We start from the raw sequence: 21,294 nt of genomic DNA, 5'->3' as shown, positions 1-21,294 counted from the left end.
AGGTCAGCCTTGGTAAACTTCGGGAATGTCGGGCGCTTCGCGCGTCAGCCAGCCGGGCACGGGCAGCCCCTTGGCGCGCAGGAAATCCAGGTTGAACAGCTTGGTCTGATAACGGCTGCCGAAATCGCACAGGATCGTGACGATGGTATGGCCCGGTCCCATTTCGCCGCCCATGCGGATCGCGCCCGCGACGTTGACGCCGGACGATCCGCCCAGGCACAAACCTTCGTATTCCAGAAGGTCGAAGACCACGGGCAAGGCTTCTTCGTCCGGAATGCGCCAGCTGTAATCGGGGGTGAAGCCTTCCAGGTTCGCGGTGATGCGTCCCTGCCCGATACCTTCGGTGATCGAGCTTCCCGGCGCGTCGAATTCCCCCGTCGTGTAAAAGGAATGCAGCGCCGCGCCTTCGGGATCGGCCAGGCCGATCTTTACGCCCTTGGGCTGAAGCGCCATGGCAACCCCAGCCAGCGTGCCGCCCGACCCGACGGCGCAGACAAAGCCATCGACCTTGCCGTTGGTCTGTTCCCAGATTTCCGGCCCCGTGGTTTCCAGATGCGCCCGGCGGTTGGCCACGTTGTCGAACTGGTTGGCCCAGATCGCCCCGTTGGGTTCCGTGCGGGCCAAGGCCTCAGCCAGGCGGCCGGAATAGCGGACATAGTTGTTGGGATTCTTGTAGGGCGCGGCCGGAACCTCGACCAATGTCGCCCCTGCCAGGCGCAGCATATCCTTTTTTTCCTGGCTTTGCGTTTCCGGGATCACGATGACCGATTTGAACCCCATCGAGGCACCGACAAGGGCCAGACCGATCCCGGTATTGCCCGCCGTTCCCTCGACAATGGTGCCGCCGGGACGAAGCTCTCCGCGTGCCACCGCGTCGCGGATGATGTACAGCGCCGCGCGGTCCTTGACCGATTGGCCGGGATTCATGAATTCGGCCTTGCCCAGGATTTCGCAGCCCGTCGCCTCGCTGGCCTGGCGCAGGCGGATCAAGGGCGTGTTGCCGATCATGTCGGCCAGGTCAGGGCAAATTCGCATAAACAAGCAACCTTTCGGTCAGGCTAGGGTTCCGCGCTACCTACACAGGACCGCCGCCAAGGCACAACCCCGCCGTCCGGTCAGGCCATGCCCAGTTCCGCACGCAATGCCGTGTGCCGCAGCTCCAGCCACAGCGCGAGCATCGCCAGCGGACCGTTTTTCACCTGCCCAGACATTGCCATCCGGGTCAATTCGGCGCGACTGGTCAGGTGGCCGCGGATATCCTCGGCCTCGGCTTCCAAGCCATGCACGCCCTCAATCCCGTCGGGCAGCTCGGCGCTGGCGACATAAAGATACAGGTATTCGCCCAGCACGCCGGGGCTGGGATAATGATGGATCGCCGGAAACAGTCGCGTCACCGTCAGGTTCGCTTCCTCCCGCGCTTCTCGGCGGGCGGCATCCTCGACCGTTTCGCCAGCATCGACGCGGCCCGCGATCGGTTCCAGCAGCCAGGGCTGCCGATCGGCGCGCACCACGGGTGCAATCCGCAGCTGTTCGATCAGCAGGACGCGATCCCGGACCGGATCCCAGGGCAGCAGGACAACCGCATCGCCGGATACAAGCGCCTCTCTCCGCAGGATGGGGGTCATGCCGCCTGCATGGGTACGGTGGCGCAGGCGGCAGACCTGGACCGAGAAAAAACCCGAATGGGTTTCATCCCGCGACATGATCTGCACATCGCCCGGCATCCGCCGCTCGACCAATGGCTCGCCCGAATGAGGGCTGCCTGCCCCGCGCAGTTCAGACGCCGCCACGACCCCGATCATCGGCAACCGCGCGGCAATGTCATCTGGGGACCGGTCGGCGGGTATCGCCAGGATATGACGTGCAACGGCTGTGGCCAGCGGGGGCTGCGGCTCTCCCTCGGCGGTGCCATGGCCCAGGCCCAGGATCCCGTCCTGCGCCACCAGCCCCATCACGGCCGCATAGCGGACCAGCGCCGCATTCGGCACGACGCGCATCGCGGCAACCGTCCCCTGCCCTGCCGCCAGGCGGGGCCATGCGTCGCGGTCGATCCCCGCCCGCGCGCCACCCGTCAATCCGCCGGGCAGGCTTTCGGGCACCCCTGTCAGGCCGAACACATCCAGCATATCGGGCTGTGCCAGGATGCCCACCAGCAAGACCGTGTCGCTCATAGCTGGCGCCCCCGCAGTTCTGCCGCAGCAGCCAGGCCCATGTCATGGGATGTCTGCGCAAAGACCGCATCAAATCCCGCAAACATCAGACGCGACAAGGCCTGCCCCTCGGCCGATCCGGCATAGGCGATGTATCTATCCAGTTCCGCATCCCCCAGCACGGCATAGGCATAAAACAGATAGGCGCCGATCCAGCCTTCGGTATCCCCCCGCAGTCGCGATTCCTGCGCCCAGGCATCCCGGACGATCTCTCCGTCCGACAAGGGCATCGCAAAGCCCCCGCCTGCCTGGAAGCCGCGGGAAAAGGCAACGGCGGCATTCAGACCACCGGCCACGTTCGGCTCGATCAAGTCGGCGACCTGGATCAGCCGGATGATCCGTGCGGCCCGGGGGTCACGCTGCCGGACCGCCCTGGCAAAGGCGTCGCGGGCCGTTGCCTCGACATCCGCATCCAGCATCGCCACGCGGGCCGAAGCCTCCAGCGCCAGCATCCGCTGCCCGAAAACGGTGCCGTAAAAGGCCAGCCCCTTTTGCACATCCTCCGGGCGCGCCGCGGGCATTGCCGCCGCCATGCCCGCCACGAACAGCATCCTGATCCGGGCAGGGTCATAGATGGCGCGGATCCCGTCCACCCAGCGGCCGGTACCGCCACGCGGGAACATGGCCGCAGCCATCTCTGTTCCTTCGGCCACGGCCTCCTCGCGCAGGATCGGCGCAAGGTTGTCCAGGCGCATCACCTCCCATACCGCAACGGCAGTCTGCTGGTGCTGGGGAAGCGGTGCGCGCGGCTGCGCATGGACCGGTCCGGCAAGCGCGATCATCAGGCAAAGACTCAGGAACCGCAGCATCAGATATCCTTTCTGGCACAAGTGTTTTTTTCGACAAAACCACTTGCGCTTCAACCCCCACCTCTCTAAATCCCCGCCTCACCACCCAAAGCGCGGAGAGGTGCCGGAGTGGTCGAACGGGGCGGTCTCGAAAACCGTTGAGCCTGCAAGGGTTCCGTGGGTTCGAATCCCACCCTCTCCGCCATACTATCCAAATTTTTTGCTTAGATAACAAGCGGTTAGTTGGATCGTGTGCTTGCCTCAGGTTACACATGAGGTTACACAGCGTGGTCTTAGTCTTTGAAGTTGGGGCGATCCGGGTCATGTGTCAGCACATCGAACCGAAAGGGAACAGGTGGTATTATCGGCGGCGTATTCCGCAGGATTGCCGTGAGCTTCACAGGGACCCTCAGAGCAAGAAGGCACCTGAGCAGGTCTACTTTTCCCTGAAGACGGCGGACAAAGCTGAAGCGAGCAAGCTAGCCGTCAGCCATACCCGGCGCTTCGACGCCCTGTGGAAGGCCCACAGGGAAGGCAACGTTGACCCCAAGATTTCGATGGCTCAGTTGCAGGCAGCGGGTCTGTCCCCGGGCGATGGTGCTAAATATCCTGACTTGGACCCCGTAACGGACTTCATTGACGACCTCTTTGATCGCCGCTTTGACCAATGGGAAGAGCCATCCGAGCCAAGCCGTCAGGCCATGATGACCCGTGACATGCTGATGACGGGGAATGTGCCAAAGACTCTCAGCGATGCACGGGACAAGCATATCGAGTTGGGAAAGCGATCCAAGGAACCCAAGCAAGTCCAGCAGTTCGAGCGGGCTTGGGCGATCCTCTTGGAGGTCACAGGGGATATTACCCTGAACAACCTGACCCGTGACCACGCTAACCGGTTTGTTCGGAAGGTGATCACGAGGGGCAAAGGCCCCAACGGCAACGGCCCTGCGACAGTTGAACGCTACCTCAAGCAGGTCAGCCCGGTCATCACCACGGCCATCAGGGAGTTCGAGCTGAGCATGAACAACCCCTTTGTTGGTGTGGTCATTCCCAACAAGGCGGAAGGGCAGCGCAAACCCAGGGAGTCCTTTACCAGCAACGAAATCAAGACCATCCAAGAACGCTGCCGTGACAAGAACGATCAGCGGCGCTGGGCAATAGCCATGATCTCGGACACCGGGGGTCGTGTCGCGAATGTGGTGGAAATTGCCGGGCAGCGGGCTCCGGGCATGTGACGTTGGCTCCAGTCAGGCCGCGAGGTCAAGGGACATCGGCACGAGTGGCTGAGAAAGGGTTTCCCAGCCGTCGACCTTTCGCATCTGGATTTGGCCCGAGGCCAGGAGCGCCCAGAGCAGCATGGGCACGGTTTCCGCACAGGGCAGCACGGTCTGGGTCTTGATGCGGCGGCGGAACTCTTCGTTCAGGCGCTCGATGGCATTGGTGGTTCTTGCGGATTTCCATTGCGAGGGATCGAGGCGGGTGAAGCTGAAGAGCCGGTCTCCTGCTTCCTCAAGGCTATCGGCCACGGCCCGGCACTTCAGCGTCCATTTGCGAAGGAACGCCTTGCGACGCTTCTCGATCTCAGCGGCTGTGTCAGCGTAGATCATGTCGCGATAGTCTTCACTCAGCTCGTCATGCAGGCGCTTGGGGGCGTGGCCGAGCAGGTTGCGGTGCTTGTGAACCGTGCAGCGCTGGATGGGCAGGTCCCCGCCCCAGAGCGCCACAAGCGCGGCCTCAAGGCCAGGGGCGCCGTCAACGATCACGAATTCGGGCCGCCGCAGGCCCCGGGCATCCAAGTCGGCAAGGAACCTGCTCCAGGCAGCCGTGCTTTCGCCGCCCATGTTCCTGATGGCGAGAAGAACCTTTTGCCCGTCGCGCCGCACCCCGATCGCCGCCAGCACCGAGATATTGGTGGCCTTGCGGTCCAGCCGGGTCTTGATCACGGTGCCATCGAGGATAAGCCGAACGATATCCTCCTCGGCCAGGTCGCGGGTGGACCAGGCGTCCCAGTCGACCTTCACCTTGCGCCAGGCCCGGCTGACCACATCCTTGCTCACCGCGCCTTCGAACAGCCCGAACAACGCCCGCTTGACGCGGCGCGTGTTGGTGCCAGCCAGGTAGACCGCTGCGATCAGGGCCTCGGCCTTCTTCGTCAGCCGCCTGTAGCGTGGCAGGGCCTTCGAGCGCCATTCGGTGACCTTTCCGGTCTCGTTCTCGATCCGGGCACGTGGCACCCGCACCGTCTCGGTGCCGAATGTGCCGGTAAGCTGTCGCTCCCGGTGCCCGTGGCGGTAACCCTTGGCACCCTCGTCACTGCGACCATAGCGAAGACGGCCAAGAAATTCGGCCAGTTCCTCTTCAAACATGGCCTCAATGGTGGCACGGACATTCGCCCGCAGGCGGTCCTCGATCGGATCATACCCGCCTGCGTCGGGCAGTAGCGAAAAGGACGAGCTGTCGGTATTCTGCTTCATGGCGTGATCTCCCTGGCGGTTGCCGCCGCCGGTTGGGTGGGTGTTGGTTCACCCGGAGATTACGCCGCCAGCCAATTTCTACCACTTCCGAGACACGACCACACCGGGGCGCGGCTTGCTGAGATCATTGGCCTTCGGAAGTCAGATGTTGTTCTGGATGCGCCTGTTCCGCACATCATCATCAAGCGCCATGATCTCCGGCGGGTGAAGACTGATGCGTCCGAACGCAAGGTCCCTCTTGTCGGTCAGGCACTATGGGCAGCCGAACAAGGCATGAAGACCAAGGGCGATCTGCTCTTTCCGGCATTCGCCCCAAGCAAGCCTAACACCCCAGTCAATGCGGCATCGGCCTCAGCAGCACTTAACAAGTGGCTCAAGGACAACGATCTTGTTGGGGAAGGCCAGACCATTCACAGCTTCCGTCACGCCATGAGGGACAGACTCAGGGACGTTGAGGCCCCTATAGACGTTGCGGATGCCATTGGCGGCTGGGCAAGGCAGAGCGTTGGGGATGGGTATGGACGTGGTCACGGCTTAGACGTGCTACAAAAGCACATGCTCAGGGTTGTTCTGTAGCCCTGGGTGCTGCCTTTAGGCAGTCCATGATACCGTCAGAGCCTCCTGAGCAAGCGCAGTCAGCTTTAGCCGATATTAGCGTTCATAGTAATGCCCTGGGTGCTCCCCTAAGCCCTACTCAGGGAGTACCCAATTTCATATGATACCAAGCCCCTAAAGATGATCCCCAAGCCCCACCCTGAGCCATCCTTGAGGGTCCCTGGGGTGAACCCAATCTTAGTAGATACCAAGATCGTATGATACAGAGATGATACTAGAGAGGCCCCCAGGGACCTCCTTAAGCCCATTGAAAATGGCCCATCCTACTTCATCTCAATCATGGGCAGCTGCCCAGTAACGGCTTTAAATGTGGCTCCCAAGCAGGTCCGGGCAATCTCTGCACCGTCCTTGGGGACAATGATGCTGTCATGCACTGGCAGAGCTGGAATATCATGCTCCTCCCCAAGCTGAAGGATCACTTTGACTAAGACCTCGCCCTCAGTGAACTGAAGGTCTGCCCAGTCCAACGTATTCGGTGAAAGATGGCGCAGCACCGGATGCCGCTTAAGCACCTTCTCAGCAACCATCCTGGCCGGATAGCGCCTGCTGAAGGTCTTAGCGTCCAACGGTTGTTCCGTCCCAAGATCAGCAAGCAAAATGGCCATACTCTTCGAAGACCACCGTGTCAGGGCGGTATGACCTAGGCCAATCATGGCCGTGACTGCGCCTTTAACGACAGCACGGGGTAGCCCCTCAATGGAGTAGGGATCACCCTCGGGCATCGGTGTATTTGTGACGCCATAAAGAGCTGTAAGATGCGATGCCTTCAGGTCCAGCTCAACGACTGGCTGTCCGTCGATGGTGACATCTTTGCGCCGCTCTTTGCTGGTGTTCTGAAACTCACCGTAAAGCCGCCCGCCCTTGTTGAAGGCGAACCCGTCTGCATCGGCACAGTTGAACAGCCGGTAGACCTGTGGCTGAGGCAGGCCCACGAACTGATGACGGGAATAGATGGCATTGATCCGTTCGACTTCGCTCCATATTGAAGCAGCCTTCTCGGTATCTGGATACCGGAGCATCTGCCCCCGCCCACCAGCAGTCTTACCTGCCCTCAGCACCACCAAACGAGTCAGCTTGGACGTCAGCTTGTGGTAATGATCCGTCAGGTTGTCTGCGGATATGCCGTGGCGTTGAGCTATAGCCATCAGTGCAGGGGTTGCTCGCATCCTTGTGGCGCGTCTGAAGAGCACGACACTGTCGCCGTCAAAATCATCCCATGCTGTGTAGCCCACACGAACGTCAATCAGCTCTGCCGACACTAGAACAGGAACCTGCCATTCGTAGGCTCGCGACGATGCCTTAGTTCCGCCATCCGTGAAGGCCTGCCGGTTGGCGCTCCGATAGCAGAAGCCCAGCGCCTCAGCATGGTCTGACGCCCACAGAAGATCGCACAAGATGGCATCAAGTGTCCGGGCATGACCAGCGGCTTCCTCCTGCTGGGGCCGCCTGTAGCGCTTCCCTGCAGCCTCTACGGCCGTGGTTCTGACGCCATACAGCATAGCCAAGACCTGCTCCCGGAAGGCCACAGCATTGGGGCTCTTGGCCTCACGCAGCAGGGTCGCCATCCGAGCTGCTGTCAGGTGATCTTTGGTGGCGTCGGTGGCGAAGTTGGTGTCCAGCATGGTCGGGCTTTTGCATTTCAATTTGAAGGAGAGTTCATAGTAATCTACACACGTTCCCCATAACGCCCTTAGGATCAGTATTGAAGGGTCAGTGAAGGCCCCTAGCCAGACTACGTCACCCTAAAATGAAAGCCTTTATGGTTGGGGTTCTCAGTCATGAAGCGTTTAGCTAAGGCGAAGTCCGCGTGTTTGCAAACGATGTGCTGAGTGGCTGAAATGACCTGCAGGCCGTTATGGAAATCCATGTGTTCAGCACTGAGAGAAACAGGAGTTCCTTCATCGAAATGCTTGATCAATGTCTCTATACGCTCCTGTGCCGGGCGAAGTGTGCTCAGCAGGTTTTGAAGATTGTCGCTACCGGGGATGTTGGTCATGAACGATCCAAGCATGATAGACGCTAGCCTGCGCTTGTTCTCCGCATTTCGATCCCGCAGATCGCCGACCAAGCTTGGGCACCATGCACAAAGCATAAGCTCGGCCGATAAAGGTAGGTAAACCTGGATACCTTTGACAGCGAGACCCAGGTTCCCCCAAAATCCGTCGGAAGTTTGATCGTTATGCAGGACCACAGGGTTATCAGAAAGGTAGAAGCTCCGCCCAGGAGGTGCCTTCATCAACCCAAGGTCCTTATCCATCAGCGCGGCAATGAAGCTGGGTGTAGCACCCTCTATGAACCGTATATGCTGGAGCGTCCGCTCTTGGTCTGTCATACGTCCGAGACCTAGGTCTTCAGTTGCCAGCTTGCCGATCCGCTTGGCTACCTGTGCCTGCACATCCTCAAATATGTCTCGCTGAGCCCGAGTGCGGACGAACTGGAAAGCCATAAAGCTAGTGAGGCTCAGCTTTTCTTCGGGTGACCCGTCGAGGCTGCCTCGTTCAATGACACTGCGATAGGCGGGCAAGAGAGAGTCCTCGATCCGCCCAATCGCGTCTTCATAGCTAGCAATGTACTGGTCATCCAGCCTGAGCTCATGGAAGCGCCGTTCAGCCATGATGTTATGAATAGAGGTAGTAAAGCCTTTGCCTGTTGACTTCCTAAATACATGGACTTGCTCGGGTTTTTCATTTCCAAGAAAGTTTCGAAGGATGAACTTCGGAACGTAGTGCTGGTTTTGTGCACCCTGCTTCATAGACGTTGCACCAGATACCGTTGAAAACTATTCCGAAATGGTAAGAAAGGTTCTCCTGAACAACCCTTCACATACAGTGTTGGTGAAACTCGCGGTCGCAGCAGCGGCGGTTTAGACGACGGATATGTCCGTGCTTCCTAAACCCCCATTAACTACCGCCCTCCCACCTGATAGATTATTCATTCCCATAGGTTGCCGCATCGGCTCATACAGGAAAGAAGGGCTTCCATTGCAGCAAGCACGGGAAGCACTGCTCTTGACCTATTGAACCCCTTAGGCCGTCTGGGGCTGGCAATCAGTCCGCCAGTGCCCTGTAGACCGACCTTTCGGATACGCCTAGCCTCTGGGCTATCTCGGATCGTTTCAGCCCCTCTGTGGCCAGCTCATGGACTCTCTGGGCCTGCTTCATGGCCGTGGGCGCACGGCCCTTATACTTGCCATCAGCCTTCGCCTTAGCGATGCCTTCCCGCTGCCGTTCCAGCATCATCTGCCGCTCGAACTGCGCAACTGCTCCCATCATGTTGAGGATTAGTTCACCCGTTGAGGTACTAGTATCCAATCCCAGCCCTAGAATGCGGAGGCTAACGCCCTTAGCCTTCAGGGTTGCGACCAGCTGCCCGAGGTGGGCGACGTTGCGGGCCAGTCGGTCTAGTTTCGTGACGATGAGCGTGTCACCTTCCCTTAGGTACTCCATGCAGACCTCAAGCTGTTGCCGCTTGGCTACCGAACTCACCTGTTCCTGAAAGAGCTTGGTGCAGCCTGCCGCAGTCAGGTCCCGAAGCTGTGCCTCAAAGCCTGCCACCTGCTCAAGTGTGCTGGTACGTGCATATCCAACGATTGCCGTCATGGTCGATCTCCTGCCAATAGGGTGTAAGACGTACGGAGCGACGGACTGCCAAAAGGCGAAACCTACTCCATTGACAGCTCAAAATGACTCCCGATGGCACTGCCTCAAGGGCAGGGCCTAATGGCAGGCTAGACGGCTGCGGCCCGACAACCCCTTGAGCGACAGCCGCTGAGCACTGGGCATGGCTGTCTGCCTCTTAAAACACTAACAGGGGTCCCAAAGGGGGGGGCGGGGGTTTCCAGGAAGTTGTTTCAAAAACAGGAGCTATTGTTACTGTTTTTACTTCTGTTTTTTTGTAAGCGCCTTCCTGCTTCGGAACTGCTTATTAGGGGAGAGAGTTCATTTCCTTTCCCATGGAGCAAAGCGATCCTCTCCATGTCGGGGATGGATAAAAGTTGGATAACCAGGTTGAAAGAGACGAAGGAATGGCTGCAGCCGAAACGAAAGGTGATACTGAGTACGACGCATTGCTTCCCGATACTGTGCAGCGGCCGTTGCTGGCATAATTTCTACAGCGAGAGTAGACGCCAGCACGGCCGAGAGCATCCAAAGCTCCTACTGCCCGGTATTGCGACCTGCATTATCTATCAAAAGCTTTCCAAGGTCCTTGTAGCCACGCCTCCAAGATGTTTCGATAAACAAATCCGGGGTACGCTGCTCCTCACCCTCCCTTACAGGAATTTTGCCGATATATTCCGAAATTTTCCGAGATAAATCTTCTGAGAAAGCTTTCACATCTTTCTGAAGCTCAGGAAGATTTTTTTTGGCATCAGGGTAATCTGCTACTATACTGGTTGCACCAGCGGTTATGCCGACTACACTTGCAACTATGGCAAGACCAATTTGCAGCCGACGCGAACCAGGAGAAAAATGCACACCATCGATAACTAGGTGTAGTTTTTCTAATCGGAGCTTGGAACTAAATAGAGGAGGAACCTCTTCTGCGCCATAGTCCTTGAGGAATATTCCCTTAGAAATACTCTTTATAGCTTGCGCCACTGCCTCCATCTCATCCGCGAGGGATGAATCTAGTAGGCCTAAGTACCAGCTTTCGTGTGAAAGAGTTAAATTAATATCCGCAATATGCGCCACAGCACCATCAGTTTGCGCAAGTGGGTCAAAAACCATAGTTAATCTTTCTTCTGTTGTTTCTGCTTAAGCTCGCAGCTGCACAGTATGAAGAAGCCCCACCTTCTTAACGCCTACTTCATATGCGTCTAGTCTACTCGACACGTTCGTAGCTGTTGCACCAAAATTTTCGCTCGGAAAAGCCCCACCTTATGCTCTTTGTCGCTCCAGTTGCTCTACAACTACAAATCCAGTCTGAGCTATTCGGGGAAATGGGTGACGGGGTTTGAGAGGGCGGCGTATCGTGGCGGGTGCTGAAGCCTGCCAGAACTTCCAAAAGGAACGATACGCCATGGAGAAGACTACAGACATCGTCCCCCTTCGTCAGCCGGAATCTGTTGAGGACCCGCTGACCGAGATCGCTCGCGACGGGGCACGCCGGATGCTGGCTGCCGCGCTGCGGGCCGAGGCCGACGCCTTTGTCGCGCAGCACGCCGAAGAGATCCTGCCAGACGGCCGCCAGCGGGTTGTCCGGCACGGTTACGGGCCGGAGCGCAGCATTCTGACCGGGATCGGTGCGCTCGACGTACAGCGCCCGAAGGTGCGCGACCGCGCCACTGATGTGCCGGCCGAGAAGAAGATCCGCTTCACTTCTGCGATCCTGCCGAAATGGGCGCGGCGTTCGCGCAGCCTCGATGCCCTCCTGCCGGTTCTCTACCTGCGTGGCATCTCGATGGGAGATTTCCAGGAGGTGCTGGCCGCGATCTTGGGGAAAGACGCGCCCAACCTGTCGCCGGATGTGATCTCGCGCCTGACCGGGGAGTGGCAGCAGGATTACGACCGCTGGCAGCGCCGCGATCTCTCGGCCCGGCGGTATGTCTACATCTGGGCGGACGGTGTCTACCTGCAGGCTCGGATGGAGCCGCAGGCCGAATGCATGCTGGTCATTCTGGGGGCCACGCCCGAAGGGAAGAAGGAACTCGTCGGCTTCCAGGTCGGCGTGCGCGAGAGCGCGCAGAGCTGGCGCGAGCTCCTGGTCGACATCAAGGCGCGCGGCCTTGGGGTTCCGCCCGAGATCGCCGTCGGCGATGGGGCCATGGGGTTCTGGAAGGCGCTTGACGAGGTCTTTCCGGGCACGCGCCATCAAAGATGCTGGGTTCACAAGACCGCCAACGTGCTTAACAAGTTCCCGAAATCCATGCAGCCGGCGGTGAAGGCCGACCTGCGCGAGATCTGGCAGGCCGAAACCCGCGCCGCAGCGGCAACTGCGATGAACACCTTCGCCGAGAAATACGGCGCCAAGTACGAGAAGGCAGTGACCTGCCTGACCAAGGACCGCGAAGCGTTGCTCGCCTTTTACGACTTCCCGGCCGATCACTGGGATCACCTGCGCACGGGAAACCCGATTGAGAGCGTCTTTGCCACCGTTCGGCACCGGACCGTGCGAACCAAGGGTGCGCTCTCGCAGAAAACGGCGAAGCTGATGGTGTTCAAGCTCGTTCAGGCTGCCGCCAAAACGTGGCGCCGCCTGAAGGGGGCGAACCAGTTGCCTTTGGTCATCGAAGGCGTCACATTCAACGACGGTGTCGCCGCGAGCGTCGCCGAAAATCGCGCCGCTTGATTAGGCCGCGTCACCCAAATTCCCGCATAGCTCATCCAGTCTTTGTTCGGCCCTCAATCTTGTTACGTTAAGGAAGTGGGCAGGGATATCCATTGCAGCTGCACATGCGGTGTGACAGCAGGATGAGCATCAGTGTTGGCCCACTCTGTATAGTGCAGACGGCTCAAAGCTTCGGCCTTGCGAAGCAAAGACGACCTGCCCGAATAAAGACCATAGGTCATGGTCTGCTTTTCATGCCCCACAATGTCGCCAACAATTCCCACAGGCACCTCAGCACTTGCAACTCACCGTCGGCATCTACGATCAGTGCTTGCGTCACACCCTGTAGCCGATTCGCAGCCAACTGGCCGATCTGCCAAAACAGCAGCACGTATGATGCTATCTTCACACCATTTGTCTTGGGGCCTAACAACGTTACAATATGTTCTTAGATTCGGATGGACAACAGACGGGGCACGTCATTGTTGTAGGCTAAGGAGGGGTTCTAGGGTGATCATCTATTGTGCCCGAAATCTTAATGACGGCAAGGTCTATGTAGGTCGCTCCTGCTTTACTCTAGACAAGGTCCGGAAGCGCCACGAGCACGACGCCTTTCGCTACGGGAGAGGGTTCCGGCTCGCCGCCGCACTTCGCGAACAGGGTGCAGAGGCCTTTAAGTGGACCATTCTCGCGACTGCCAACGACAAGGAGGAACTCCTCAATATGGAAAGCGCGCATATCGACCGACTTGACGCACGGCACCCTGAGTATGGGTACAACGTGATGCGTGGAGGAAACGGCTCGAAGCTGACAAACGAGGATCGGGTCGCAATATGTAAAGAGTACGCGACGGCTTGGGAAGCGAGACGTAACACACCGTCATGGTCTACAGTGGCACGCCGCTATCGCGTCTCTTCGCCTGTCATCCGAGACTGTGTCCTATACTGGGGGCCGCGCCACGGCTTTCCTCGCTGGAGATCGAGCCTCCATGAGCCAAAGCAGAGCGAATATCTGCAGCGGCTTCGAACACCGCTACCAGATGGTCCAGAAGCTTGAACGGAACCCCAGGTTCGAAAGCAAGTTCTCGCGCGTAAAGACCCAGAGTGCGAAGGGTGTGGCCTGGCGCCACTCAAAAACTATGCCCCTCCCGGTACCAAACTTCCCCTAGACGTTCATCACCTCATGCCTCTCAGCGATCTCCAAGAGGGAGAGCGTCTGACCTACAAGGTGCCCGACGACTTTGCAGTACTCTGCCCTACCTGCCACCGCGTGGTTCCTCAAATGGAGGACCCAGGCGACACCGAGACCCTGAGGCAGGCGGTCAGGTTCAAGCACGCCCGCTTCGTTGGATAAAACAATAGGGGTCCCAAAGGGGGGCTCGGGGTCAGCAAAAGCGAGTTCAAAAAAGAAGGATTAGTGTTGGTGTTGTTATTGTTGTTCGTTGCAGCACCGCTCTCTTCGTTAAGGCCCCTGCCCCATTTGCGCTATTGAAGCGACGGAAAGCTACACGGTTACTGGAGGTTACACAAAAGCCGCATCAAAGACACACACAGCCGAAATGCATGCTTGCAAGTTACTGAAAAGAAAAGGCTTAATGCAGCATCTAAACGCGCCTGAGTCACACCCTCTCCGCCATTCTGGCGTTTCCAGCCGCGCTGGCCCTAGCAGAAGTCATTGTTTGCTGGGCTTTCATTTCCTTGTCTCCCGGTGTTTTCTAATCTGCCCATAAGACCTGTGGGACACTAGGAAAACGGTAACCGGGATCTGTTGCGGGCGGAAAGCAGCGTTGTCCCCATACTTACCGGCCCGGAGATTACCTGACACGCCTTCTGCTCTAGCTGAGGCAGATGAGGGCGCGGCGGGAATCGCGAAAGCCTCTTGGATGTCGGCGCGCCGCTTGTTGGCCGACACCCCGGCGGTGTCGGCCCTGCCTGTGGCTGCTGTCCATGCCTCGCCGGGCGTGAAGGCGCGCTTCCGGCATTCGCTCCGGTGGGGATGATACCGGCCTTCTCGGCGTGAAGCGTGTGGGGCGCTTGCGCGGAAGACACCCCAAAGGCTCGCGCCTAGAGCAGCAAGTCGTCCGCGCTCAAGTGGTGAATGCCTTCGATCCTTCCTTTGGCCTCGTAGAAGGTATCTCCATCCGTGTTGAGATAGATATAGGTATCGCCGTCATAATGACGCAGCCGGATCTGAGCGCCATCAGTCGTAAAGGCTTTCGTGCCTGCAACACCAAGAAAATCAAATGCCTGATCGCCAGTTTTTCCCATGTTCGCGTCAATGCCGCTGAAGTCGAACACATCGCCCTCGACATAGTCCTTGATGATCGAACCGTGCCAGTCCGCTGAAGTCTCAAATTCGTATGTCTTGCTCGGCACAGAGATCGAAGGTGTCAACGGCGGCGTAAAATCCGGCCACGCGGCGGCGTAAGACCAGGTCAGGTGGCGGTGGCCGGCGCCATGGCGCGCGCGCTTACCAATAGCTAGCGCGTGCCATGGCGCATTGGCCTCTTTGGGCCAAAACGAGCGATCTGATCTCAGGACTTTTGTTGCCGCTTTCGGGCAGTGCTGTTGGCGAGGCGATAGCTCTCGCCGTTCATCTCGAGGATGCTGACGTGGTGTGTCAGCCGGTCGAGCAGTGCGCCGGTGAGGCGCTCGGAGCCGAAGGTCTCGGTCCATTCATCAAAGGGCAGATTGCTGGTGATCAGGGTCGAGCCGCGCTCGTAGCGTTGCGAGATCAGTTCGAACAGCAATTCGGCACCGGTCTTGGACAGCGGCACGAAGCCCAGCTCGTCGATGATGAGCAGCTTGTAACCGGCCATTTGCTTCTGAACGCGAAGCAGGCGGCGCTCGTCGCGGGCCTCCATCATCTCACTGACCAGGCTCGCGGCGGTGGTGAAGCCAACAGAGAGCCCCTTTTGGCAAGCTGCCAGTCCGAGGCCAAGGGCAATGTGCGTCTTGCCCGTGCCACTTGGGCCGAGGGCAATGACGTTCTCGCGATGGTCGATCCATTCACACCGCGCCAGTTCCAGCACCTGCATCTTGTTGAGCTTCGGTATGGCGCTGAAGTCGAAGCTGTCGAGGCTTTTGACAGTGGGGAATTTGGCGGCCTTGATGCGGCGTTCGACCATCCTCCGCTCCCGGTCGATCAACTCCAGCTCAACAAGCCGGGCGAGGTATCGGACATGGTCCATGCCTTCGGCCGCGCATTGCCGGGCCAGCTTCTGATGTTCCCGCAGAAACGTCGGCAGCTTCAGCGCCTTGAGGTGATGGGCGAGCAGGATTTCCGGGACATCGTTCATGCCGCGTCCTCCGCATTGCCTGACAACAGCCGCATGTAGGAACCGGCCTTGGTCTTCTCGACCGTGGCCTTGGGCAGATAGGGATAGCAGTCCAGGTCCAGTCGGGCCGGACGGCGTTCTACACGACAAAGCAGCAGGTGCTTTACGGCGTCAAAGCCAATCGCGCCCATCTGAAGCGCCTGCTTCACCGCGGCATGCAGATCAGCCAGGTCGAAAGTTTCCAGCAACCGCAGGACCTGGACGTATTCGCGTCGGCCATGCCGGTTCATGCGGGCTTCCATCAGACGGCGCAACGTGGCGAATTCCTCGGGAAGCTCCCAGCCGTGCAACGGCGCGGCCTGGTCGAGTGCGTTGATCTTTTGCTCCAGCAGCGGCAGGTAGTGGATCGGATCGAAGATGAATTCTTCGCGGTCCCAGCACCGGGGATGGTGGGCAATGACCTCGCCCCGACAGCCGATCACCACGTCGTGGACATAAGCCCGGATCCAGACATCCTGATGACCATAAGCAACCGGCACCGAGTAGTCGTTGGTCTTGTAGCGCACCAGACACTGGGACGAGACGCGGCCGGTGTCTTGGTCGCAGGCGTCAAAGGGTGACGCAGGCAAGGATCGCATCTCTGCCAGATCGCGTTGCAACCGCTCGCCGATTGTTTCGCTTTCGCCGCGCAGGACATCCTGCTGGCGCTTGCGGCATTGCTCTTCCAGCCAAAGGTTGAACGCCTCCCACGTCGGGAACTCGGGGAGCGGCACCATGAAGTTGCGGCGGCAATAGCCCACCAACCCTTCGACATTCCCCTTGTCGTTCCCTTTGCCAGGACGGCCGTAGCGGTCCCGGATCAGGTAATGCGACAGAAAGCCGCTGAACAGGACGGCCCGCTTACGGGTGCCATCGGGCAGGATCTTCGCCACCAGGCATCTGTCATTGTCATAGACAATCGACTGGGGGACCGCCCCAAAGAAGGCAAAGGCGTGGATATGGCCATCCACCCAAGCCTCGGCCACAGCCGCCGGATAGGCGCGGACGTAACAGGCGTCGCTATGCGGCAGGTCCAGCACGAAGAAATGCGCCTTTTGCTCGACACCGCCAATCCTGACCATCGCCTCGCCGAAGTCGGCCTGCGCATGGCCCGGAGGATGCGCCAGCGGCACGAACACTTCCTGGCCCCGCCGTTCCCGCTCCCGGATGTAATCCTTGATGATCGTGTAGCCGCCGGTGAACTCGCATTCGTCACGCAGCCGGTCGAACACCCGCTTCGCGGTGTGCCGCTGCTTGCGTGGCATGGAGCGATCCGCCTCAAGCCAGCCCTCGATGATCGGGACGAAAGGATCAAGCTTCGGCCGCCTGACCTCGGCCGTCCGCCGGTAGCCCGGCGGCACCGAGAACGTCATCATCTTCGCAACCGTATCACGGGAGATGTTGAAGGCCTTCGCCGCCTGACGCTGGCTCATGCCCGCCGCGCAGGCCTGGCGAACCCTGAGATATAGTTCCACGCTGAAAATCCTCGCACCCTCCCTGCTGTCGCAGAAAGGGAAAGGGTGGACGACTTTTACGCCGCCCGCAGCAGCTCCATGCCGCCGCTTCCGTGGACTAATTTCTCACTGCCGTTCTCAAGTTGCCGAGACCTTGGCTTTGTCAGCCGAAGGTAAAGGTCTGCTCCACCACCGCCTCCATCGAGACATAGCTTGATGTGTTGCTGATATGGGGAAGGCTGGATATCTTCTCGGCCATGATGCGCCGGAAATCGGCCATATCGCGGGACCGGACCTTGACCAGGTAGTCGAAGCCCCCGGCAATCATGTAGCATTCCTCGATTTCCGGGATGGCGCGGACGGCGGCGTTGAATTGCTGCAAGGCTGCCTCTCGGGTGTCGCTCATGCTGACCTCGACATAGGTGACATGGGTCAGGCCCAGTCTCACGGGGGACAGGATCGCGCGGTATCCGGTGATCAGGCCGATCTCCTCAAGATGCCTGATGCGCAGGGCGACCGGGGTCTTGGACAGGCCCACCTTGCGCGCCAGTTCGGCAATGGGGATGCGGGCGTTGCGGGTCAGTTCGGCCAGGATCTTCTGGTCCTGGGCATCCAGCTTGACATTCATCCTGAAAACCGCCCCAAGAATGTTCGATCCGACCAACGGTTATATCAAAGACAGGCGCACCGCCTAGCCGATCTTTGATATTCCTGTTCGGTCAGTCAAGGAGATCGGCATGGCCCCTGTTGCTTCCAGCGTCTTTTCCACCCAAGCCAAGTTCGCGGACGAAGCGCAGCTTCTGGAACGCCTGACCGGAGGGGCCGACTTGCCGCCGGATCGGCGCGCCGCCATCAGCAACCGCGCGGCCGATCTGGTCCGCCGCATCCGGGCCGAGGCGCGTCCGTCGCTGATGGAACATTTCCTGTCCGAATACGGGCTGTCCACCCGCGAAGGCGTGGCGCTGATGTGCCTGGCCGAGGCGATGCTGCGCGTGCCCGACAAGATCACCATCGACGCCCTGATCGAGGACAAGATCGCCCCGTCCGACTGGGGCCGCCACCTGGGCGAGGCGTCGTCGTCGCTGGTCAACGCCTCGACCTGGGCGCTCATGCTGACAGGCAAGGTTCTGGACGACGATCAGGCAGGCACGCTGCGCCGCATGGTCCGCCGTTTGGGGGAACCCGTGATCCGCACCGCCGTGGGCCGGGCGATGAAGGAAATGGGCCGCCAGTTCGTGCTGGGCCAGACCATCGCCGACGCGCTTGACCGCGCCCGCACGCGCGAAAAGCAGGGCTTCACCTACAGCTATGACATGCTGGGCGAGGCGGCGATGACCGGCGCGGATGCCGCGCGCTATGCCCGCGCCTACGGCGATGCCATTGCCGCGATTGCGAAAGCCTGCACCAAGGGGTCGGTCGAACAGAACCCCGGCATATCCATCAAGCTGTCGGCACTGCACCCGCGATACGAGGTCGCGCAGGAAGCCCGCGTGATGCGTGAACTGGTGCCGGTGGTGCTGCGGCTGGCACAGCAGGCCAAGGCCGCGAACATGGGCATGAACATCGACGCCGAGGAACAGGACCGGCTGGTCATCTCGCTGAAGGTGATCGAGGCGGTGCTGGGCGATCCCTCACTGGCCGGTTGGGACGGGTTCGGCGTCGTGGTGCAGGCCTATGCCAAGCGCGCGGGCCAGACCATCGACTGGCTGCACGACCTGGCCGCGCGGCTGGACCGGCGCATCATGGTGCGCCTGGTCAAGGGCGCCTATTGGGATGCCGAGATGAAGCGCGCCCAGGTGGACGGCCATCCCGGCTTTCCGCTGTTCACCAGCAAGACTGGCACGGATGTCAGCTATATCGCCAATGCCCGCAAGCTGGTCGGCTACGCTGACCGCATCTATCCGCAGTTCGCCACGCACAACGCCCACACCGTCGCCGCGATCCTGGAGATGGCGGGCGACATCCCCTTCGAGTTCCAGCGGCTGCACGGCATGGGGGAACGCCTGCACGACATCGTGTTGCGCGAAACCGGGGGTCGCTGCCGCATCTATGCCCCTGTGGGGGCGCATCGCGACCTGCTGGCCTATCTGGTGCGGCGCCTGCTGGAAAACGGCGCGAACAGCAGCTTTGTCAACCAGATCGTGGACGAGGCGGTCACGCCCGAGGAAGTCGCCCGCGACCCCTTTGATGCGCTTGCCACGGCCAAGGCCCCGGCATCCCTGCTGACCCCCGCGGGTTTGTTCGGAGCCTCGCGTCGTAATTCCACCGGGTTCGACATCAGCGACGAGCAAACCCTGGCCCGGATCAATGGCGCGCGCGACGTGACGATGCCCGACGCGGTGCCGCTGACGGTATCAGGCGCCACGGGCACTGTGCAGGACGTGGTGAATCCCGCCACGGGCGGCCCGATCGCCACGGTGACGATGGCCGATGCCGCAACCGCCGCGCGGGCCATCGACGATGCGCGCGCCTGGGACGCGCCTGCTGCGGAACGCGCCGCCGTGCTGCGCCGGGCTGCGGATCTTTACGAGGAAAACTTCGGCCCGATCTTCGGCATCCTTGCGAAGGAAGCCGGCAAGACCCTGGCCGATGCCGTGGCCGAGTTGCGCGAGGCGGTGGATTTCCTGCGCTATTACGCCGCCGAGGGCGAACACAGCCCGCAAGCCCCGCGCGGCATCGTCGGCGCGATCAGCCCTTGGAACTTTCCGCTGGCGATCTTCACGGGCCAGATCGCGGCGGCGCTGATGGCGGGCAATGCGGTGATCGCCAAGCCCGCCGAGGCCACGCCGATCATTGCGGCCTATGGCGTCAGGCTGCTGCATCAGGCGGGCGTGCCGCTGTCGGCGCTGCAACTGCTGCCGGGACGCGGCAGCGTGGTCGGCGCGGCCCTGACCGCGGATCCGCGCGTCAGGGGCGTGGTCTTCACCGGATCGACCGACACCGCCCGGACCATTGCTCGCACGATGGCCGAGAAGCTGGCACCCGGCACGCCGCTGATCGCCGAAACCGGCGGGCTGAACGCGATGATCATGGATTCGACCGCTCTGCCCGAACAGGCGGTGCGCGACATCGTGAACGGCGCCTTCCGATCTGCGGGCCAGCGTTGTTCCGCCCTGCGCTGCCTTTATGTCCAGGAGGACATCGCCCCCCATGTGATCGAGATGATCCGGGGCGCGATGGACGAACTGGTCGTGGGCGATCCGTGGGATCTGGCGACCGATGTCGGCCCGGTGATCGACACGGGCGCGCGGGACGACATCGCGGGCTATATCGCCGCCAACGGCAACCGCGTCATCCACAAGCTGGACACGCCCGGCACCGGCACCTTCGTTCCGCCGACCATGCTGCGCGTGGGGGGCATCAATGATCTGGAACGCGAAATCTTTGGTCCGGTCCTGCACGTTGCGACCTTCAAGGCGGACCAGTTGGACAAGGTGGTGGCCGAGATCAATGCGCGCGGCTTCGGCCTGACCTTCGGGCTTCACACCCGCATCGACAGCCGCGTCCAGGAGGTCAGCGACGCGATCCATGTGGGCAACATCTATGTGAACCGCAACCAGATCGGCGCCGTCGTGGGCAGCCAGCCCTTTGGCGGCGAGGGGCTGTCGGGCACCGGACCCAAGGCCGGCGGGCCGCGCTATGTGCCGCGCTTCTTCGCCCCCGAGGCCCCCGCCGTTGCAGGGGCCGGTTGGCAGGGTCATGCGGATGAAGGCCGCATTCGCGCCCAGCTTGCCGCCCATCGGTCAAGAAAGATCGACGAACGCCTGATGCCCGGCCCCACCGGAGAGCTGAACCGCCTGACCGCCCATACCCGGCCGCCTGTCCTGTGCCTTGGCCCCGGCGCACAGACCGTGGCGGCCCAGATGGCAGCGGTCGCCGCCCTGGGCGGGGATGCCGTGGGCGTGGATGGTGGTCCCCTGCCGTCCGAGGCACTGACCCGCCTGCCCGCCATGGCCGCCGCCCTCTGGTGGGGCGACGAGGCGCAGGGCCGCGCCTATGCCCAGGCCCTGGCCGCGCGCAATGGCGAGATCGTGCAGCTTGTCACCGGGATGCCCGACCTGGCCCATGTCGCGCATGAACGCCACCTGTGCGTGGACACCACGGCAGCGGGCGGCAACGCCGCGCTGCTGGCGGGATAAGGAAGGGGGCCGCACGGCCCCCTTTTCCATC

General features: G+C 60.7%; 16 protein-coding genes and 1 tRNA gene. 5 read left to right on the top strand and 12 right to left on the bottom strand.

The genetic code is table 11. The features are described 5' to 3' along the window. Positions 1 to 3 precede the first annotated feature (3 nt). From LZ585_RS04820 to LZ585_RS04810, 3 genes are all read right to left on the bottom strand, one after another. Positions 4 to 1,035, bottom strand: a complete 1,032-nt coding sequence (locus LZ585_RS04820; RefSeq protein ID WP_234855287.1) for a cysteine synthase A — start codon at positions 1,033 to 1,035, stop codon at positions 4 to 6. 80 nt (positions 1,036 to 1,115) lie between these two features. Further along, positions 1,116 to 2,171, bottom strand: a complete 1,056-nt coding sequence (locus LZ585_RS04815) for an NUDIX domain-containing protein (protein ID WP_234855286.1) — start codon at positions 2,169 to 2,171, stop codon at positions 1,116 to 1,118. Further along, positions 2,168 to 3,019: a hypothetical protein gene (locus LZ585_RS04810; protein WP_234855285.1), complete on the bottom strand. Its 852-nt coding sequence runs from the start codon at positions 3,017 to 3,019 to the stop codon at positions 2,168 to 2,170. Before LZ585_RS04810 ends, LZ585_RS04815 begins: the two co-directional genes overlap by 4 nt. 94 nt (positions 3,020 to 3,113) lie before the next feature. Here LZ585_RS04810 and LZ585_RS04805 point away from each other — a divergent pair. Together LZ585_RS04805 and LZ585_RS04800 are read left to right on the top strand one after the other, a co-directional pair. After that, positions 3,114 to 3,203, top strand: a tRNA-Ser gene (locus LZ585_RS04805). Positions 3,204 to 3,321: 118 nt separating this feature from the next. Beyond that, a complete protein-coding gene (locus LZ585_RS04800) occupies positions 3,322 to 4,233 on the top strand; it encodes a DUF6538 domain-containing protein (protein ID WP_234855284.1) in 912 nt (303 codons plus the stop codon). Between the two features lie 12 nt (positions 4,234 to 4,245). On the opposite strand, the gene LZ585_RS04795 is transcribed toward LZ585_RS04800, so the two are convergent. Further along, positions 4,246 to 5,472, bottom strand: a complete 1,227-nt coding sequence (locus tag LZ585_RS04795) for an IS256 family transposase (RefSeq protein ID WP_234853242.1) — start codon at positions 5,470 to 5,472, stop codon at positions 4,246 to 4,248. A gap of 3 nt (positions 5,473 to 5,475) precedes the next feature. Here LZ585_RS04795 and LZ585_RS04790 point away from each other — a divergent pair, with 3 nt between their 5' ends. After that, positions 5,476 to 6,048 carry a tyrosine-type recombinase/integrase gene (locus tag LZ585_RS04790; RefSeq protein ID WP_234855283.1) on the top strand — a complete coding sequence of 191 codons (573 nt, stop codon included), beginning with the start codon at positions 5,476 to 5,478 and terminating at the stop codon, positions 6,046 to 6,048. A gap of 302 nt (positions 6,049 to 6,350) precedes the next feature. Here LZ585_RS04790 and LZ585_RS04785 read toward each other — a convergent pair whose 3' ends face one another. The 4 genes from LZ585_RS04785 to LZ585_RS04770 form a co-directional block, all read right to left on the bottom strand. After that, a complete protein-coding gene (locus LZ585_RS04785; RefSeq protein WP_234855282.1) occupies positions 6,351 to 7,709 on the bottom strand; it encodes a hypothetical protein in 1,359 nt (452 codons plus the stop codon). Positions 7,710 to 7,819: 110 nt separating this feature from the next. After that, positions 7,820 to 8,839 carry a DUF4238 domain-containing protein gene (locus LZ585_RS04780; protein ID WP_234855281.1) on the bottom strand — a complete coding sequence of 340 codons (1,020 nt, stop codon included), beginning with the start codon at positions 8,837 to 8,839 and terminating at the stop codon, positions 7,820 to 7,822. A 295-nt stretch (positions 8,840 to 9,134) separates the two neighbouring features. Continuing rightward, entirely contained in the window at positions 9,135 to 9,686 is a 552-nt protein-coding gene (locus tag LZ585_RS04775) for a recombinase family protein (RefSeq protein ID WP_234855280.1), read from the bottom strand. Positions 9,687 to 10,241: 555 nt separating this feature from the next. Next, on the bottom strand, positions 10,242 to 10,814 hold the full coding sequence (locus tag LZ585_RS04770; protein ID WP_234855279.1) for a hypothetical protein: 573 nt from the start codon (positions 10,812 to 10,814) through the stop codon (positions 10,242 to 10,244). A gap of 292 nt (positions 10,815 to 11,106) precedes the next feature. On the opposite strand from LZ585_RS04770, the gene LZ585_RS04765 reads away from it, so the two are divergent. After that, on the top strand, positions 11,107 to 12,375 hold the full coding sequence (locus LZ585_RS04765; protein WP_234855278.1) for an IS256 family transposase: 1,269 nt from the start codon (positions 11,107 to 11,109) through the stop codon (positions 12,373 to 12,375). Positions 12,376 to 14,417: 2,042 nt separating this feature from the next. Here LZ585_RS04765 and LZ585_RS04760 read toward each other — a convergent pair. From LZ585_RS04760 to LZ585_RS04745, 4 genes are all read right to left on the bottom strand, one after another. Next, positions 14,418 to 14,747 (bottom strand): hypothetical protein, encoded by a 330-nt coding sequence (locus LZ585_RS04760; protein ID WP_234855277.1) that lies wholly within the window; start codon positions 14,745 to 14,747, stop codon positions 14,418 to 14,420. A gap of 140 nt (positions 14,748 to 14,887) precedes the next feature. Then, positions 14,888 to 15,652: an IS21-like element helper ATPase IstB gene (gene istB, locus LZ585_RS04755; RefSeq protein WP_234853208.1), complete on the bottom strand. Its 765-nt coding sequence runs from the start codon at positions 15,650 to 15,652 to the stop codon at positions 14,888 to 14,890. After that, positions 15,649 to 17,145 (bottom strand): IS21 family transposase, encoded by a 1,497-nt coding sequence (istA, locus tag LZ585_RS04750; RefSeq protein WP_449301138.1) that lies wholly within the window; start codon positions 17,143 to 17,145, stop codon positions 15,649 to 15,651. Before istA ends, istB begins: the two co-directional genes overlap by 4 nt. Before the next feature lie 142 nt (positions 17,146 to 17,287). Next, on the bottom strand, positions 17,288 to 17,752 hold the full coding sequence (locus tag LZ585_RS04745) for an Lrp/AsnC family transcriptional regulator (protein WP_234855276.1): 465 nt from the start codon (positions 17,750 to 17,752) through the stop codon (positions 17,288 to 17,290). 109 nt (positions 17,753 to 17,861) lie between these two features. Between LZ585_RS04745 and putA the strand changes: the two genes are divergently transcribed. Then, positions 17,862 to 21,263 carry a bifunctional proline dehydrogenase/L-glutamate gamma-semialdehyde dehydrogenase PutA gene (gene putA / locus LZ585_RS04740; RefSeq protein ID WP_234855275.1) on the top strand — a complete coding sequence of 1,134 codons (3,402 nt, stop codon included), beginning with the start codon at positions 17,862 to 17,864 and terminating at the stop codon, positions 21,261 to 21,263. The last annotated feature ends 31 nt before the right edge of the window (positions 21,264 to 21,294 follow it).

Origin of the sequence: Paracoccus everestensis (genome assembly GCF_021491915.1) — a bacterium.
Lineage (GTDB): Bacteria > Pseudomonadota > Alphaproteobacteria > Rhodobacterales > Rhodobacteraceae > Paracoccus > Paracoccus everestensis.
Note: the sequence above shows the minus strand (reverse complement) of the source record. Positions and strands in the feature narration are given on the sequence as shown.

Excerpts from the sequence above, each read along its gene's own strand:
- LZ585_RS04820 (WP_234855287.1), bottom strand. The coding sequence starts at position 1,035 with ATGCGAATTTGCCCTGACCTGGCCGACATGATCGGCAACACGCCCTTG.
- LZ585_RS04815 (WP_234855286.1), bottom strand. The coding sequence starts at position 2,171 with ATGAGCGACACGGTCTTGCTGGTGGGCATCCTGGCACAGCCCGATATG.
- LZ585_RS04810 (WP_234855285.1), bottom strand. The coding sequence starts at position 3,019 with ATGCTGCGGTTCCTGAGTCTTTGCCTGATGATCGCGCTTGCCGGACCG.
- LZ585_RS04800 (WP_234855284.1), top strand. The coding sequence starts at position 3,322 with ATGTGTCAGCACATCGAACCGAAAGGGAACAGGTGGTATTATCGGCGG.
- LZ585_RS04795 (WP_234853242.1), bottom strand. The coding sequence starts at position 5,472 with ATGAAGCAGAATACCGACAGCTCGTCCTTTTCGCTACTGCCCGACGCA.
- LZ585_RS04785 (WP_234855282.1), bottom strand. The coding sequence starts at position 7,709 with ATGCTGGACACCAACTTCGCCACCGACGCCACCAAAGATCACCTGACA.
- LZ585_RS04780 (WP_234855281.1), bottom strand. The coding sequence starts at position 8,839 with ATGAAGCAGGGTGCACAAAACCAGCACTACGTTCCGAAGTTCATCCTT.
- LZ585_RS04775 (WP_234855280.1), bottom strand. The coding sequence starts at position 9,686 with ATGACGGCAATCGTTGGATATGCACGTACCAGCACACTTGAGCAGGTG.
- LZ585_RS04770 (WP_234855279.1), bottom strand. The coding sequence starts at position 10,814 with ATGGTTTTTGACCCACTTGCGCAAACTGATGGTGCTGTGGCGCATATT.
- LZ585_RS04765 (WP_234855278.1), top strand. The coding sequence starts at position 11,107 with ATGGAGAAGACTACAGACATCGTCCCCCTTCGTCAGCCGGAATCTGTT.
- istB (WP_234853208.1), bottom strand. The coding sequence starts at position 15,652 with ATGAACGATGTCCCGGAAATCCTGCTCGCCCATCACCTCAAGGCGCTG.
- LZ585_RS04745 (WP_234855276.1), bottom strand. The coding sequence starts at position 17,752 with ATGAATGTCAAGCTGGATGCCCAGGACCAGAAGATCCTGGCCGAACTG.
- putA (WP_234855275.1), top strand. The coding sequence starts at position 17,862 with ATGGCCCCTGTTGCTTCCAGCGTCTTTTCCACCCAAGCCAAGTTCGCG.